The organism is Paenibacillus oryziterrae (genome assembly GCF_042610485.1).
Taxonomy (GTDB): Bacteria; Bacillota; Bacilli; order Paenibacillales; family Paenibacillaceae; genus Paenibacillus_AQ.
The window spans coordinates 433034-450269 of sequence record NZ_JBGJZO010000001.1 but is presented as its reverse complement, the minus strand read 5'-3'; the positions used below and the strand labels follow the sequence as shown (position 1 = coordinate 450269).

The window sequence follows — 17236 nt, the reverse complement described above, 5'->3', positions numbered from 1 at the left end:
ACTCGCATACTTATTTATTGCACAATAATCTCATGGCTCAATCCGAATGAATATCTGAACCAACTAAAGATAACCCTATTGAAAGCGAGGAGAGATCACATGGAGTATGTAAAACTTGGGAATAGCGGATTGGATGTATCCCGGCTTTGTTTGGGCTGTATGGGCTTTGGCGATGCAGAGCGGTGGGTACATCAATGGGTGTTGAATGAAGAACACAGCCGTCCGATTATTAAAAAGGCTCTGGATCTTGGAATTAATTTTTTTGATACGGCTAACGTTTATTCCAATGGAACTAGCGAAGAAATTGTTGGACGAGCCTTAAAGGATTATGCGAACAGGGATGAAATTGTCCTCGCCACGAAGGTCCATTTCCGTATGCACGAAGGTCCCAATGGTGCCGGGCTTTCACGCAAAGCGATCATGAGTGAAATTGACAAGAGCCTCAAGAGATTGGGAACCGATTATATAGATTTGTACCAAATTCACCGTTGGGATTACAATACCCCGATTGAAGAGACCATGGAAGCCTTGCATGATGTAGTGAAAGCCGGGAAGGCAAGATATATTGGCGCTTCAGCGATGTATGCCTGGCAGTTCCTAAAGGCGCTGCATGTAGCGGAGAGCAATGGGTGGACCCGATTCATCTCCATGCAGGATCATTACAACCTCTTATACCGGGAGGAGGAGAGGGAGATGCTGCCGCTGTGCAAAGCGGAAAAAATCGGTGTAATCCCATACAGTCCGCTCGCCTCAGGAAGATTAACTCGTGATCCGGAGCAATCCACATACCGGTCCGAAACCGATCAGATTCAGAAATCGAAATATGATGCCACGGCCGAAACAGACCGCCAGATTGTGGAGCGGGTTGCATCCATCGCTGCAGAGCGCGGTGTTCCCCGGGTTCAGGTTGCACTTGCCTGGCTGCTGCAGAAAGATCCCGTAACTGCTCCTATTTTCGGTGCGACGAAAATAACCCATCTTGAGGATGCGGATGCGGCACGTTCCCTTAAACTAACACCTGAAGAAATAGCATCGCTGGAGGAACCGTATGTTCCTCACCCGATCAGCGGGTTCGAGTAAAAGATATTTTTGGAGTATGAGGCAAGCCGTAGCGGCTTGTCTTTTTGCATAGGCTTATTTTGCAATTAATCGATTGTATTTGCAGAAAATAGATTATCGTTTAAAATGATTACGGTGAAACACATAATAGACTGCATAATTAACCATTAGCCACTGAAAGGGTAGAGGAACATGACTAAACGAAGCGTTATATTTTTTGATATAGACGGGACCTTGCTTAACCATGATAAGAAGCTTCCGGACTCAGCGAAGCAAGCTGTTTTTAAATTGAAGGAACTTGGACATGAAGTCGCGATTGCAACCGGACGAGCTCCCTTTATGTTTGAGGAAATCCGGCAGGAATTAGATATTCATTCGTACGTCAGTTATAACGGCCAATATGTAGTTCTTAACGGAAAGGTACTACATACCAATCCGCTAAACATTGCTTCTCTAGAGAAACTGACCGAGACTGCTCTTAAGCATGAACACCCCATTGTCTATATGGACCACGAGGATATGAGAGCGAACACCCCGGAACATAATTATATAAGGGAAAGCATTTCCACATTAAAAATCAGCCGTTATCCGGGGTATGATCCTCTTTATTACAAGGGACGCGAGCTGTATCAAAGCCTTCTTTTTTGTGCGGAGGGAGAAGAGTACAGATACGAACAGGAATACCGGGATTTTGATTTTATCAGATGGCACCCGTTCTCGGTTGATATCATTCCCCACGGAGGGTCTAAAGCAAAAGGCATTCAGAAGATCGTAGAAGCATTAGGATTTGCTCCGGAACAGCAATACGCCTTCGGGGACGGGTTGAATGATATGGAAATGCTGAGCACAGTACAGAACAGTGTCGCTATGGGAAATGCTGAGGAGAAGATTAAAAAAGCAGCCAGATATGTAACCAAGTCGGTCGAAGAAGATGGAATTCTGTACGGCCTTCAAATGGTAGGTCTCTTATAGACCCGGAACTTCCTGCGCAAAAATCAAGGGGCTATCCCAGCAGCAATTTCATGCTATTGGGACAGCCCCAGTTTGTCTTTTAGTACAGGGTCGGAATCGGAGGACAAGAAACAGCATTGATAAATTTTGGATCAAATCCATAAAAGGTCCAAAATAAACCATTCCACCGATATCCTGAAACTTCTCCATACTCCACCCGTGTTGGGTAAAACCAGAAACTTTCCCCGGTCCAAAGCCATACATAAGTGTATTGGTATACGCAATCAATGATATAAGAATTAGCAGGTTGTGGTGGTACTAAAAGTGGGGGAGGGGAAGTTGGGCTAATTGTCATGTGACTTCACTCCTTAGAAGAATTTCGATCATTCCAATTTATATTTAGGGCAATCGTCCATACAGGGATAGGGGGAAGTGCATATCATGGGTCTGTAAGATGATATTGCAAAGGAGGTAAAGCAAATGAGCGAATGTGGACACAACAATGTTATTGGTATGGTCACTTCCACTACTACAATACTGGTGCTTTATATTCTGTTAGTGATTATTCTGAAAACATTTTAAGTGTAATAAGCTGAAAAAAATGAGAGTCTACGCTGTAGGCTCTCATTCGTTTGCTAAGCCAAGAGCGTAATAACCAGTAATTCATATAGAACAAGGGTAAGAATCGCTTCGTCGGTAGGACTTCCGAAAAAAGCGCGGTGTCCTCCATGATGCCGTGTGGCCAAATGAATTAGACCCCGGTCACAGCCTAATATTCTCCCCGTAACGACTTGACCATCTAATGTCTCCACACGAACCCACTGATTGGCATGTTGTCTACATATTCCATGTAATTGATGTCTAACGTTTCTCAGATTCTGCACATAATTATGGTCTGCTTGATACAAGACTCTTCCTGGTGATCCCATTTGTAAACCCATGATTACACTACCTTCCTGTTTAAAGTAATACATAGTATGCCTATGGAGCATTCCGCGTTCGTTTGAATAAACGGGGATCAGCAGCAGAAGTGCACCGTAACATTTATTCAACACGTTCCCTGTAGAAAAGGCAGATACTTGGTCTGTTCTTTTTTTTCTTGCGTACAATCACAGTTCTACAGAAAGTGCAGATGTATAATGCAATTAAGAATGGAATGAATTATATTTGCATTATGCAAATAATTTGGATATAATTCTAACATAAGATTATTCTGATATTTTATCGATTGACGACAGTGGCCGGAAGTCCAAACATCCATCGTAGTTATTAGATCACCTAAACGGAAATTCTTTGGCTGTATTTAGTTGTAAATAGCAAGTTTTAAGAGTGATATAAATATGAATGTTGAATTAAACCTGTGAAGGAAGGGGTTTGAAGTGATTACATCTAACTTTAATTTGATCAAAGAAATTATAAACAATAACCTGTTCGAGGAAGTGCTCAAGGGGCAATTCGGTCTTGAAAAAGAGAACACCAGAGTCGATAAAGAGGGGAACCTTGCGTTAACTCCTCACCCAAAAGCGTTCGGGAACAAAAAGGAAAATCCCTTTATCAAAACGGACTTCTCTGAAAGCCAAGTGGAGATGATCACGCCCGTATTTAACTCCATTGAAGAGTCGTATCAATTCCTGGAAACACTGCATGACATCGTCTCTCAGGAATTGGTTGATGAATATTTGTGGCCCAGCAGCAATCCCCCTGTATTACCGATGGAGGAAAAGGATATCCCCATAGCTGATATGGATGATCCGTTGGAGAATTCGTACCGGATGGAGTTAGCGCATAAATATGGACGTAAAAAGCAGCTGCTAAGCGGCATCCATTATAATTTCTCATTTGCCGAGAGTTTCCTTGAGAAGCTGTATGAGATTTCAAACCGTAATGTTGAATACAAGAACTTCAAGAATGAAATTTATTTAAAAGTAGCACGAAATGTATTGAAATACCGTTGGCTGCTGATTTACCTGACCGGGGCTAGCCCTGTTTTTAATAAATCATATATTAAACAATGCGTTTCCTTAAGTCATCATCTGGATGAAGATAGCCGCTTCTTTCCTAATATGGGCTCGCTCCGGAACAGCGTATGCGGATATCGTAATGAGAAATCGTTTTATGTTTCTTTTCATTCCGTTGAGGAGTATGTCCATGATTTGCAACAATTGGTTCATGCTAAGGAATTACTGAGTGATAAGGAATTTTATAGTCCAATCCGGTTGAAATCAGCGAAAGGACATCATCAATTAGAGGGACTGCTTGCCAATGGGGTAGATTATTTAGAACTGCGGATGTTCGATTTGAACCCGCTCTATAAGAATGGGGTCAGTCTCACAACCCTTCAGTTCGTTCATCTATTCCTGGTCTACATGCTGTTGAAGCAGGAAACATCCTTAAGCGACGAAGATGAACAGGTACAGGCCAATCGGGATGTGGATACGCTTTTGATGAGGGGTCTTCAGGGGGAGTTGTATGAGGAGGCGGTAGAAATCCTTGATGCCATGCTTGAAATGGTGAGACTGATACAGCCCCATGATCAACAATGGAAGATTCTGCTGGAACATAAAAAGAACATCATTCTAAACCCAGAGCTGACTTATGCATCTATCGTCAAATCTGAAATCCACGGATCCTCCTATTTACATTATCATTTAAATAAAGCACAGCAGTATACAATCCAGAGTCTCGAAGCCGGGTACAAGTTCGCGGGATATGAAGATCTGGAATTATCGACACAACTCTTATTAAAAGCTGCTGTAAAACGTGGGATCCGCTTTGAACTTCTAGACCGCGAAGATAATTTTATTATGCTCACGAAGGGCGATCATCAGGAATATGTGAAGCAGGCCACGAAAACAGCGCTGGATTCATACAGCACAGTTTTAATTATGGAGAACAAAATTGTCACCAAAAAAGTACTGAAGGCACATGGCATACAAGTCCCGGACGGCACAGCCTATCGAAATCTGCAGGATGCCCTGCAGGACTTTGAAGTGCATAAGGATAAGAAAATCGTTATTAAACCGAAATCAACTAATTTTGGACTTGGTATTACGATTTTCACTAACAGCTACACGAAAGAGGATTACCAGCAAGCATTAGTGATGGCTTTTGAACATGACCGGACGCTCTTGGTTGAGGAGTTCATCTCTGGCAAAGAATACCGCTTTCTCCTCATGGGGGATGAGGTTATCGGCATTCTTCATCGTGTTCCTGCTAATATTGCCGGTGATGGAGTTCATACCATAGAGCAGTTGATTCATGAGAAGAACAAAGACCCGCTAAGAGGCAAAGGATATACAACTCCGCTTGAAATGATTCAGTTGGGTGAAGTAGAGAAGATGTTTTTAAAAAGCCAATCCAAGACTCCCTTTGATATTCCGGTCTTAGGTGAGGTGATCTATTTACGAGAGAACTCGAACATTAGTACGGGCGGCGACAGCATCGATTACACGGATGATATTCCTGCCAGCTATAAAGAAATCGCGATTAAAGCTGCACAAGCGGCCGGAGCAACTTTCTGCGGCGTGGATATGATGATTAGCAATATAGAACACGAGGCGACGGATAATAATTACAGCATTATTGAGATCAACTTTAATCCTGCGATTCATATCCACTGTTATCCCTATAAAGGAACCAACCGCAAAGCTGATGATAAAATTCTAGATTTGTTGTTCGGTAAACGCCGACTCCAATCATACCAACCTTAGATATAATTTTTATAGGAGGGTGGTGAAAAAAAGGCGATCAGTCCAGTTTATAATCGGTTTATATTGACCTTAATCGTCTGAACAATAACAAGAGCCGTACGGATATCTCTCGCACGGCTCTTGTTATTAACACTTGATTATTTACTGCTCCATAAATCTACACGATCCTGCACATATTTGGTGTAGCCTTTTTCCATTTTCTCAACACCGGCTTTTTCGAGATCAGACATGTAGGTATCCCAGATCTTATCGAAATCGGCTGGTTTGGCTAGAATAGCCTCAGGGATACGTTTCCACGTAATATCTCTCATTTTATTGCCCAGAATGGAGACTTCATCTTCGCCCGGGATGGCGATGTTCCACGCTGCTCCGTACGCTTTCTCAGAAAATTCTTCTTCTTTAGGGAATAAATCCTTCCATGTAGTGGCTTTGTAGGCAGCAAGCGTTTCTTTCTCAACATCACTATAACCGAGCACTAATTGTTCCGGGAAGTTCTTGGTGTAATAGTTACCGGTGGAATCCTTGGCGCCATCACCGTAGTGAACCATCATATTCCAGTAGAAGCCAATTCCTGTCTCCTTAGTAAAGGCAGTGTTGTCATTATTGATGCGGTCCTGAACTTCGGCTGGAACGACACGTTTACCGTTCTCCACAACATAATGTTTACCCTCAATACCCCAGTTGTTCAGAATTTGACCTTCATCGGAAGCGAGATAATCCAGGAACTTAATCGTACGGACCGGATCGGGATTCGTACTGGAGATGGATATTCCATATCCGCCCATAAAGCCGGTTGGCCAGAAGCTGGTTTCTTTGTATTCACTGCTGAGCGTTACAGGATAGTGACCATAAGTCTGATCGAATTTACCAGCCGTCTTCAAAGCTTGCTGGGCATCATTGTAGTCCCAGTCCTGGTCAATCAGGCCGAGTACCCGCCCAGTAGCCACTTTGGCTTTGTATTGATCGTACTTCTGTACGAAGCTTTCCTTATCAAGAAGGCCAATGTCATTCATATGGTTCAGCCAGCGGAAGTATTCTTTCTCTTCAGGACGACGGAAGTGGTAGATGGCTTCATGAGTTTCCTGATTGACGAAATATTCTCCGTCATCGGAGCCGCCTGTTGTGGCGACTGCAGGGTTGGTTACGGAAATGTACATGTGCCAATCATCCGCATTCAGAGAGACCCCAATATTCTTGTTACCGTTCTCGTCGGTAGGGTGTTTATCTAGATAAGCTTTAATGACATTCTCATAATCCTGGACGGTCTTGATTTCAGGATAACCTGCTTCTTTCAACACCCGGTGCTGAAGCTCAAATCCTCCGCCGGCCACGAATTTCTTCTCATCAACAGCGGCCCAGGTAGGGATGGCATAGATGGATTGGTCTTCATTGGTGTATTTCGCCCGGGCGAGGTTGTCGCCGAGCACACGTTTGATATTAGGCGCATATTTATCAATGAGTTCGGTCAGATCGATCACTGCTCCGGCGTCGACCAGCTTCCCGATATCCGCTTTGGCAGAGATGATATCAGGATATTCACCGCCCGCTGCAATCAAAGCAATCTTCTGCTGCGGGTCACCCACGGCAAATTCAGCATCGAGAGTGACACCTGTCTTCTCTGTAATGACTTTGCTGATATCATCCTTCATATTGTTCCAGTTCGGATTCGGATCTTCTGCGAAGAAGGAAAGAGTGAGCGGGCTTAAATCTTCGGCTTCTGCCGTAGCTTCAGCTGTAGGAGTACCTGCATTGTTCGCGTTATTTCCACCAGAATTATCAGCTGTATTCTTGTTGTTTGAACTGCTGCAGCCTGCCAGCACACTGAGGAGCAAGGTTAAGATCATCAGGATCACATACGGTTTCGCTGTCTTTCTTGTCATGAATACAAACCCTCCCTTTTTTGGGTCAAAAATGTATTGTATACACAGGCAATGCCTGTCGATACCGGAACTGGACTAGTTTTTAACCGAACCCAAGGTCATGCCTTTGACAAAGTAGCGCTGCAAAAATGGATAGACGATCAGAATAGGTACTGTGACGACAATGGTAATCGCCATTTTGACCGATTCCGGGGAGATCTGAGCCATGACCTCGGTCATATTCCGTCCGCGGAAATTATCTGCATTGGTTGTTGTGCTCTGGATAACCTTCATCAGTTCAAACTGCAAGGTGGTCAGACTATCCTTGGAGCCGTTGTAGAGGAAGGTGTCAAACCAGGCATTCCACTGCCCGACGGCCAGGAACAGGGCGATGGTTGCAAGTGCCGGTTTGGTCAGCGGGAGTATGATCCGCCAATAAATGGTGAAGTCATTGGCTCCGTCCAGCTTGGCAGATTCCTGCAAGGCATACGGCAGCCCGTCGATGAAAGAACGAATAACGAATACATTAAATGCGCTCACCAGACTGGGAAGGACGTACACACCGAAGGTCCCCATCATATGCAGATTTTTAATCAGAATGTAGACAGGAATCAGTCCGCCTGAGACATACATCGTCAGTGCGAGAAATGTAGAGACGAACTTACGGGCTTGAAACTCCACACGGCTCAGAGTGAACGCAAGCATGGAGGCACTGATCAGTCCAAGGATGGTGCCGATGACCGTACGCAGTATGGAGATCTTGAGCCCTGTCAGCAGACCCGAAAAAGCGAAGATGGTTTCATAGTTCTTAAAAGTAAAATCGCGGGGGTAGATCGTAATTCCACCCTTGATACTGTCCGTAGAATCGTTAAACGAAATCGCCAGCACGTTCAAAAAAGGATACAACGTGGCAATGGTGACCACTGTGATCGCAGCATAAACAACCACATCGAAGATACGGTCCGACCAGGATGTGGCGGCCAGTTTTTTAATCAGCATAGGGGCCTCCTAAATGATGCTTTCCTTTGTTATTTTTTTGAAAATACCATTTGCGACAAATAACAGAATGACGCTCACTACAGAGTTGAAGATGTTAATGGCTGTACCAAAGGAGAACCGTCCCATGCCCAGCCCGTAATTCAGTGCATATAGATCCAGCGTCTGCGAGTAGTCGCGCACCAGATTGTTGCCCAGCAGGAACTGCTTCTCGAACCCGATACTGATTAAATGCCCGATGGAAATGATGAGCAGGATAATTATCGTAGTCCGGATCCCCGGTAGTGTAATGTTCCGTACCTGCTGCAGCCGGCTGGCGCCGTCCACTTTAGCTGCTTCGTACAGCTCCGGCCCGATGCCCGAGATGGCGGCGAGATAAATAATCGTGTTCCAGCCGGTTTCTTTCCAGACATCTGATGCGGTAACGATACCCCAGAACAGGTTGCCTTTGGCCATGAATTGAATGGGTTCACTAATAAGATGGAGGTTCAGCAGCAGATCGTTCACTGCGCCATTGTCAGTAGATAGCATTTTGGTAATGATTCCTGCGGCAACCACCCAAGATACAAAGTGGGGGAGATAAGAGACCGTCTGTACAAAACGTTTCAAGATCTGCAACCGCAGCTCATTCAGAAGGATGGCGAAGAGAATGGGAATGATGAATCCAGCCAGCAGGCCCATAATACTCATCGCAAGGGTGTTACGCAGCGCATTGAAGAATTGATCGTCATGGAACAGCTCCCGGAAGTACTTCAGGCCAACCCATTTCTGCTCGAAAAAAGATTTGCCCGGCTTGTATTTCTGAAAGGCCATCGTCCATCCCCACAAAGGCAGATAATTAAATACAAACGCCCAGAGCACAAAAGGAATCGCCATCATATAGAGGTACTTCTGCTGTAAGAAAGTTGGCCAAAAACGTGAGGGTGGTGTCTTTAGCTCCGGCTTCACTTTGGTGGTAATCGCTTTCATTTATGTCCCTCCTTCGATATGCTTTTATAATAATCGCCAGACAAAACTGGAAACACCTGAGGATTTTAGTTAAAAAACAGGGGGGAATCAGCTTTTTACGTAAGCGCTTTCTGAAAAAATCAATTATGAAAGCTCTTTTCTGCGGTAGGCGGAGGGGGAGATGCCCTCCATTTTTTTGAACTTCTCACGAAAATAATCTACATCACAAAAACCTACCTCACTGGCCGCCTGATGTATTTTACAGCCATGATCGAGCAGCTCTTTGGCCTTCTCTATACGTACTTTATCCAGATAGCTGTTAAAAGAGAGGCCTGTATTGTTCTTGAAAAGCTTGCCTAGATAAGCGCTGCTGTACGTGAAGACACTGGCTAGAGTATCAAGTTTCAGGTTCTCGTCGTAATGACGATGAATCAGATCAAGCATACGTTTGATCAAAACATCCATATCATCACGGATAATCCCCTTTGAATATTGTTCCAGTAGATGGATGATGTAACGCTGCAATTGGGGAAGCGAGGTGTGTTTGTAGATTTGCTGGATTTGAGCATCCATCCCCGTGTGGGTGAGGCTGAGCTCCTTATATTGGAGAGAGAGTTTATTGACCAATAAAGTTACTGTGCGTACATAAGAGGATTTAACAGCCAGCTCGGATAAACCGGCGGTAGTCATAATATCTCCAGCTTCCTGGATGAGTGAAGGAATAACGGTGCAATTCCCAATATCCATCGCAAAATACAGCTGATCTACCACCGCCGAAAGTTTACTCTCTACGAACATGGGCTGGGCTGGAAGTCCTTTCTTCAGCTTCAAGGAATCCGGTCCTATCATCCCCGTCTCATCATAAAAGAAATGATCCTTCATTCGTTCCAAAGCCGATTGATGGGAGATCGAGAGTTCATCCAGGCTCTCCACCATGTCGCCCGCAGCGATGATACATTCCAGTCCTTGGGCACTTACCGTTTCCCGGATATTCTGAACCATTAATTTACGAATAAGTTCCTTCTGGAAAGAAGGCTGTAGAAGTACGCCCAAATATGAATCCATGGAAAAGACAATTCCCCAGCTCTGATCTTCAAAACTCTGTGTAAGCTTAGCCTTCACAGCCGTCGAGGGTCCGTTATCCGCATTGTCCTGAAGCAGCAGCCGGATCAAGACCACCTGATAGGTATCCCAGAGCAGACCGGATTCGAGCAGCGATCCTTCAAGTCCTGGAGTTGCCTGAGTGCTCTTGTCCATGAGCAGAGATTGCACTAGCATTTCCCGGCTCCAAACTTTAACGGCAGCATGTTTCTTACGATCGGCAACACGTGCGTTCAGTTCAGTGGACAGACGGGATAGATATAATTGCAATTCATCTTCATCCACCGGCTTGAGTAAAAAGTTATCGATACCATAGGCGAGGGCACGTTTGGCATAACTAAAATCAGCGTAACCACTGAGAATAATGATATGCATATCCTCATTCGTCTCTCTCAGTTCATGTATAAGCTCCAGACCATCTCGTCCGGGCATACGGATATCCACAATCATCAGATCGGGAGTATAAAGCTCATATTTATGCTTGGCTTCTAGGGCGTTGGATGCCGTGTCAATAACCTGGTAGCCAAGGCTTTCCCAGTCCAGCAGTGTTACGAGTCCCTCGCGAATCGACAATTCATCATCCACAATTAATACTTTATACATAAGAATCACTCCTTAAAGGGATGGCGAAGCTAATCTGCGTTCCAAATCCGGCCTGGCTTGCCAGCGTTAGTCCACATTCCTGGCCGTAAGTCAGTTGAAGCCGCACATGAATATTGCGCATTCCGATATTATTGGTCTCGTAGTCATCTTTGTTTGCCAGCATCTGCCTGATTTCTTGAATCCGCGCCTCTGAGATCCCGGCTCCATTGTCGGATACCTGCACAAGAAGCTGGTCATTGTCGACGCGGATATCCACCCTGACCATACCGCCATCGATCCGGTTCTCAAGTCCATGGATTACACAGTTCTCCACCAGAGGCTGAATGATAAGGGGAGGAATCTGTATCTGATTTGCCTGAGGGTCCACATACAATTCATAAGCAAGTCTGTCGTCATAACGGAATTTCTGGATGACCAGATAGCAGTTGACGGTCTCCAGTTCACTTTGAAGCGCGATCATTCCATTGCCGACCTCCAGATTTTTCCGCATCATTTTACCGAGAAGCCTTACGACTTGGGAAATGTCCGCCTGGCCTCTAATATGGGCTTTCATCCGTATCGATTCCAGAGCATTGAACAGGAAATGGGGGTTGATCTGACTAGCCATCATTTTGAATTTAATCTCATTCTGCTTCAGCTCGATGGCGTTCTTTTGCCGGTTGGATTCCTGTACCTCACTCATGAGTTCGTTGATGTTCCGTACCATATGATTGAACTGCCTCGCTAGCTGACCAATTTCGTCTTTACCGTCGATAACTAGCGTAGCTCCTAAATTTCCGGAACCGACTTTGGAGATATGCTTACTTAGTTGCAGCATGCGTCCTGTGAGCAGCCGCGAGAAATAATAGATGAGCAGGATGGCCATGATGAGTGCAGAGAAGATCACCAATGAAGCCAACAGGATAATCCGGTTTGGCTCCCCGACGATACTATCCACGGAGAAGATAGAGATGATCCGCAAGCTGTTCAGACTGCCTCCAGGATGCCAGTCATCAATTAGGATTTTAGAGGGTTTGCCGTCAATCATAACATCAGTAGGCCCTTGCCCAACGAGGGTAGAATACGGTTTTAAGTTGATTTCAACGAGTGTCTTCCCAAGTGTGTCCGCACGGTTGGAGGCTACGATATTATCGTTCTCATCAACAATTATCGTTTCAAAGGTCTCCTGATTCAGAATGGAGTTAAGTTTATCGGTATTCACATTCACAATCAGCACGCCGGTAGTCCGCTGCTCCAGAAAATCAACCTTACGGATCAAGCTAAGATAATACTTGCCGTTGCGGTTATCGCGGATATAATTCCAGCAGACCAGGCCCTTCTGAGCGATAGCGGTTTGGTACCATTGCTCCTGCGTAATTACCGGATCTGCCTGAAGGAACTCCCAGTTATCAAGAATCGTCGGGTTGTCGATGTACAGGCGGATGCTAGATATTTCGTCATACAGAAAGACAAATTCGCGGAAGTCAGGGTAGTCCCAATAAGCCTCGACAACATCATAGACCGATTCATAACGGTGGTTGGCGGCTTCCTCCAGACGACTGTCATTCGACAATCGGTATGAAATGTCCAGCGGAACATTCAGCATCTCGCCGGTCCTTTTTTTCACCCGGTCTACATTGGCTGTAATCTGCTCCAACGCATTCCTCAGTGCCATATTTCGCAGTTCACTGGTCAGAAATACACCTACAATGAGCACCGGAATCAGGGCGACACAACCAAAGGAGAGGAAGAGCTTTGTCCTTAACTTCAGATTGTTCATCAAGGTTATGATACGTGTATACACGAATTAAACCGCCTCCACGAAGGTTTTGTTAGCGCTTACAAGAGAGTATACTGTTAATTCCTGATCCATTATATGTAATTCTTTATGCTTTTATTGTCTTCAGTTATGGAGTTTTGACGCATTTGACATCAGGAGCAAGGGGTAAAGATCATTTACTACCCTCCAGAGGTTGCGAAGAATGAAATCAAAGATTCAGCCTGTTATTTTACGGTCATCGAACTACATATTTATGGGTTTAAATGTACACATTAACAATAACTCAAGAGAACAGGGGGAACCTGCAATGATTACACTTGGCATTATTATTCTAGCATTCATGGGGACAAGCTTACTGGTGTTACTGGACACACTAGTGTATCATATCTCGTTCTCATCCTCCTTGTATCAGCTGTATTCCCTCCCTACAAATTCTTCCGTTGGTTGGTTTCTTGGGGCTGCTCTCTTTACGGCAGGGTGGACCGACTTGAAGAACACCACTTTAATGAAGCGTTTAGCCACCAGGCTATCGATAAAAAGGGGCTGAGAGAGTGATGAAGATTAACCGCCTTCAACCCCTGCATTCATTTACAATATTGTTCGTCTTTCTGCTGGGCACCTCGATTATATTCGGCACACCAAGGTTGGTTGAGGATACATGGATTGTTGACCTCATCACACTTATTCCTTCAAGTGCTTTATTCTTGTTTTATACGTACTTGTTAACGGCCGGGAAGAGCACGGACCTCTATTCTTTGCTTTATAAGACATGGGGGCGATTCCTAGGCTCGTGTCTTATATTGGGGTATTCCGTCTATTTCCTTTATATTGCCTCCCGGAACATTCGCGACATGATTGAGTTAGTCAAGACAACGCTTCTTGCGAATACACCTGAGGAGTTACTCATTCTACTGTTTTGTTTAGTTATTGCCTATGCTACATCCGGCGGACTGTCAACGATCGGCCGTATTGCCCTACCGATATCGGGTATGGTTATTTTTTTCTTTCTCCTGCTAGCCGTACTTCTCGGGTTCAGCGGATCACTCGATACAGAACGAATCCTCCCGCTACTCACGAAAGGGATTATGCCTGATCTCAGAGCTACATGGAAAAGCACAATTTGGTTTCCTTATGGAGAAATTATCGTATTTCTTGTGTTTCTGAATGGAATGGGAAGCCCGCACCGATTTCGGACACTGGGATTAGCCTCGATGATTTGCAGTGGTATCATGTTAACCTTCTCCACCCTCCTGCAGATTTGTACACTTGGGAAGGAGATCATGCACTTCTCGGTCTTTGCATTATTAGATGCATCACGGCAAATCAATATTGCCGACTTCATTACTCGAATGGATGCATTGGTGGCGTTCATTATCTTTTTTAGTGTTCTGTTAAAATGTTCGATCTTTCTATACGCTGGCACGAAGGGAGCCGCATATGTGTTTAAGCGAAGCTATAAAAAGTTCACGCTGCCCTGTGCAATCCTTATTGGCGGTTATTCCATCTTGGTTTCGAATAATTATGGCGAACACATTGAGGAAGGATTAAAATATGTCATCTTCTGGCTGCACATACCGATGCAGCTGGCAATCCCGGTAGTGACACTGCTTCTTGTCTGGATTCATAAGCTGAAAGGAGAAGAACGATGACTACGGATACAACTAAGCCAAGTACTGAGATTAACATGGAGTCCGTAAAAGCAGAAATCGAGCGGCGGTTGGGAGCAACGTCTGATTTAGCATCCGTAGCGATAAGGATTTTTGGGGAGGAGGGCGTTTTTAGCTATTTAACTTCCATGACGAATACTGCTTTCCTGATGGATAATGTAATAAAACCACTCACCCTTGCAGGCAGCCCCTTGGACACACCGGGTAAGGAGCAGTGGATTGATCGAATTCGAGAGCATTATTTGGTGGGTTTAAACACGGAGACATCGAATGATTTTGCCTATTTAGCGAACCTAGTGATAAAAGGTTATGCCGCTTTGTATATCGCCGGAATGCCAGAAGTATTAATGATTGATGTCAAGGATATCGAAACGCGTACGGTCTCTGAACCAACAACGCAAAGTGTAGCCATAGGCCCTAAGGATGGATTCACGGAATCATCGGAGACCAATATCAGTTTAATTCGGAGGAAGATTCAGAACCCCCATCTTCGTTTCGAGAAATATGAGCTTGGTGAGATTACAAAGACAGTCATTTACCTCTCCTATGTGGATGCTCTGGTGGAGAAAGACGTCTTGAATCAAATCCGCGAAAAAATTCTGAACAGTAAAATGGATATTCTTTTCGCTTCCAGCAGCCTTGATTCCCTGTTCCAACCCCAAAAACTTTCAATATTTCCAATGGTTTATGCTAGTGAAAGGCCAGATAATATTTGTAATGGTCTAATGGATAAGCGTGTAGCTATTATCGTAGAAGGCAGCCCGTTTGTACTGATGATTCCAGCGTTATTTAATGATTACTTTAGATCACCTGAGGATATCTACCAATGGTTCACGTTCGGTGTATTTATCAGGTACCTGCGCTATTTATCGTTACTAATCTCACTGTGCATGCCAGCGGTCTACATCTCAATTACTTGTTATCATCAAGAGTTGATACCGACTATGCTGCTCACAAGTATTGCTGCTCAGCGGCAAGGAATTCCATTTCCGGTGGTCTTTGAAGTTCTGATGCTTGAGATTACGTTTGAAATCCTGCGTGAAGCAGGAACCCGGATGCCGCGTATTATCGGACAATCCATCTCAATTGCAGGCGCGCTCGTGCTCGGACAGGCAGCTGTTTTAGCAGGTTTCGTATCCAATGTGAGCTTAATCGTCGTTTCGTTAACGGTGATATCAGGTTTTGTGTCACCGATATACAGCTTTGGTGCAAGAATTCGTATATTCCGCTATGGGTTCATCATACTCGGCTCCATCCTGGGTTTGTTTGGCGTCTTCCTTGCGTGTTCGGTTCTGTTGATTCACTTGTCACGCATTGAACTGTTCGGGATACCTTATCTAACCCCAAGTCTAACGAGACTCGCGAAAAAGGGGGAGCGAAATGCTGCGTAGAGGTTTACTTCTGATGATGACAACTCTCTTGTGTCTGCTTCTAAGCGGTTGCTGGGACTGGGTGGAAATGAATCAATCCTCCATGTTAACCGGAATAGCCATAGAGCCCGGAAAGAACGGAAAGTTTAAGCTCACCCTGGAAGTGTTGAATCCTACTGAAGCGCAACGTGTACAAAGCGGTAGTGGAGGACCAGCTACTTTATTGTATGCCATGGAGGGGAAATCAGTAAGCGAGGTTTCTTCCCGTATGAACGAGATCGTTGAACGGAGAATTATATACTCTCATATTCATATGGTTATCGTGGATGAAAGCATTGCACGAGAAGGATTGAATCAGATTATTGATGTCCTTCAGCGATCCCGCTTTGTGCGCGAAGACGTTTTGCTACTGATCGCCAAGGATTCACGCGCATCGGACGTACTAAAGATTATGTATCCCAGCGGACAGTATGCGAGCTGGAAGCTTCGAATGCAGAACAATCACTTCTATCGTTCTTGGGGCGGCACTCCGAAGAGTACGTTATACAACTATACAAATGCAATCTTGAATGTAGGGAGAGAGCCGGTTCTGGCTGCGATTTCGGTGCAAGGTGATGTTAAGAAAAGTGAGAAAAGCAAAAACGTAACTTCATCTTCACCCAAAGCGATCGTCAAATGTGCAGGTTCAGCAGTATTCAAAGAAGATAAGCTTATCGGTTATATCTCGGTGCCCGATACCAGATTAGTAAATCTGATTAGTGACGAAATCAAAGGAACAAGTTTTGCAGTTCCAGTTCATTCTAATCAAGGTATCGCAACCATTAGGATGTTCCCGATGCACACAGCCATGAAAGTAACACTTAAAGACGGACGTCCTAACGTAAAGTTAAACATTGAAGGGGAAGGTCATGTGAGCAGTATTGATACAGACTTGCCGCTGGATACTGCAGCCGGGTTTAGGGAACTTGAGCATATAGAGGCTAATTACCTGAACGAACAGGTGAAAGCCATAATTAAGCGGGTACAAAAAGAGTTGGGTGTGGATATATTTGGATTCGGTGATTATCTGAACCGTCATCATTACCCCCAGTATAAGACCGTGAAGAAAGATTGGAACGCTCATTTCGCAGAAGCAAAAATTGAGGTGTCCAGCAGAATCTCCATCTCCCGATCGGACTTGAAGACTAGGAGGTTAAAGGATGGTGGAGACTAG

At 44.7% G+C, this 17236-nt stretch carries 13 protein-coding genes; 7 read left to right on the top strand and 6 right to left on the bottom strand.

All coding sequences use genetic code 11. The annotated features are described in order from the left end of the window. Window positions 1-99 precede the first annotated feature (99 nt). The 3 genes from ACAN55_RS02220 (at window position 100) to ACAN55_RS02210 (ending at window position 2592) form a co-directional block, all read left to right on the top strand. Window positions 100-1080 (top strand): aldo/keto reductase, encoded by a 981-nt coding sequence (locus tag ACAN55_RS02220; RefSeq protein WP_379127428.1) that lies wholly within the window; start codon window positions 100-102, stop codon window positions 1078-1080. A gap of 171 nt (window positions 1081-1251) precedes the next feature. Continuing rightward, window positions 1252-2031: a Cof-type HAD-IIB family hydrolase gene (locus ACAN55_RS02215; RefSeq protein ID WP_379127426.1), complete on the top strand. Its 780-nt coding sequence runs from the start codon at window positions 1252-1254 to the stop codon at window positions 2029-2031. 459 nt (window positions 2032-2490) lie between these two features. Then, window positions 2491-2592 (top strand): YjcZ family sporulation protein, encoded by a 102-nt coding sequence (locus ACAN55_RS02210; protein ID WP_379127424.1) that lies wholly within the window; start codon window positions 2491-2493, stop codon window positions 2590-2592. 53 nt (window positions 2593-2645) lie between these two features. Here ACAN55_RS02210 and ACAN55_RS02205 read toward each other — a convergent pair whose 3' ends face one another. Beyond that, window positions 2646-2951, bottom strand: a complete 306-nt coding sequence (locus ACAN55_RS02205; RefSeq protein WP_379127421.1) for a hypothetical protein — start codon at window positions 2949-2951, stop codon at window positions 2646-2648. A gap of 438 nt (window positions 2952-3389) precedes the next feature. On the opposite strand from ACAN55_RS02205, the gene gshAB reads away from it, so the two are divergent. Then, window positions 3390-5720 carry a bifunctional glutamate--cysteine ligase GshA/glutathione synthetase GshB gene (gene gshAB / locus ACAN55_RS02200; RefSeq protein ID WP_379127419.1) on the top strand — a complete coding sequence of 777 codons (2331 nt, stop codon included), beginning with the start codon at window positions 3390-3392 and terminating at the stop codon, window positions 5718-5720. 137 nt (window positions 5721-5857) lie between these two features. Here the strand turns inward: gshAB and ACAN55_RS02195 are convergent, their stop codons facing one another. The 5 genes from ACAN55_RS02195 to ACAN55_RS02175 form a co-directional block, all read right to left on the bottom strand. Further along, on the bottom strand, window positions 5858-7600 hold the full coding sequence (locus ACAN55_RS02195) for an ABC transporter substrate-binding protein (RefSeq protein ID WP_379127416.1): 1743 nt from the start codon (window positions 7598-7600) through the stop codon (window positions 5858-5860). A gap of 75 nt (window positions 7601-7675) precedes the next feature. Continuing rightward, a complete protein-coding gene (locus ACAN55_RS02190; protein WP_379127414.1) occupies window positions 7676-8578 on the bottom strand; it encodes a carbohydrate ABC transporter permease in 903 nt (300 codons plus the stop codon). A 9-nt stretch (window positions 8579-8587) separates the two neighbouring features. Beyond that, complete coding sequence (locus tag ACAN55_RS02185; RefSeq protein ID WP_379127411.1) at window positions 8588-9544, bottom strand: ABC transporter permease; 957 nt, start codon at window positions 9542-9544, stop codon at window positions 8588-8590. Window positions 9545-9667: 123 nt separating this feature from the next. After that, window positions 9668-11227, bottom strand: a complete 1560-nt coding sequence (locus ACAN55_RS02180) for a response regulator transcription factor (protein WP_379127409.1) — start codon at window positions 11225-11227, stop codon at window positions 9668-9670. Beyond that, window positions 11220-13010 carry a cache domain-containing sensor histidine kinase gene (locus tag ACAN55_RS02175; protein WP_379127406.1) on the bottom strand — a complete coding sequence of 597 codons (1791 nt, stop codon included), beginning with the start codon at window positions 13008-13010 and terminating at the stop codon, window positions 11220-11222. Before ACAN55_RS02175 ends, ACAN55_RS02180 begins: the two co-directional genes overlap by 8 nt. A gap of 530 nt (window positions 13011-13540) precedes the next feature. Here ACAN55_RS02175 and ACAN55_RS02170 point away from each other — a divergent pair. Genes ACAN55_RS02170 through ACAN55_RS02160 form a run of 3 tightly spaced genes read left to right on the top strand, consistent with a single transcriptional unit; the run spans window position 13541 to window position 17236 of the window. Next, window positions 13541-14635: a GerAB/ArcD/ProY family transporter gene (locus tag ACAN55_RS02170; protein ID WP_379127402.1), complete on the top strand. Its 1095-nt coding sequence runs from the start codon at window positions 13541-13543 to the stop codon at window positions 14633-14635. After that, complete coding sequence (locus tag ACAN55_RS02165) at window positions 14632-16044, top strand: spore germination protein (RefSeq protein WP_379127400.1); 1413 nt, start codon at window positions 14632-14634, stop codon at window positions 16042-16044. Before ACAN55_RS02170 ends, ACAN55_RS02165 begins: the two co-directional genes overlap by 4 nt. Further along, complete coding sequence (locus ACAN55_RS02160) at window positions 16034-17236, top strand: Ger(x)C family spore germination protein (RefSeq protein ID WP_379127398.1); 1203 nt, start codon at window positions 16034-16036, stop codon at window positions 17234-17236. Before ACAN55_RS02165 ends, ACAN55_RS02160 begins: the two co-directional genes overlap by 11 nt.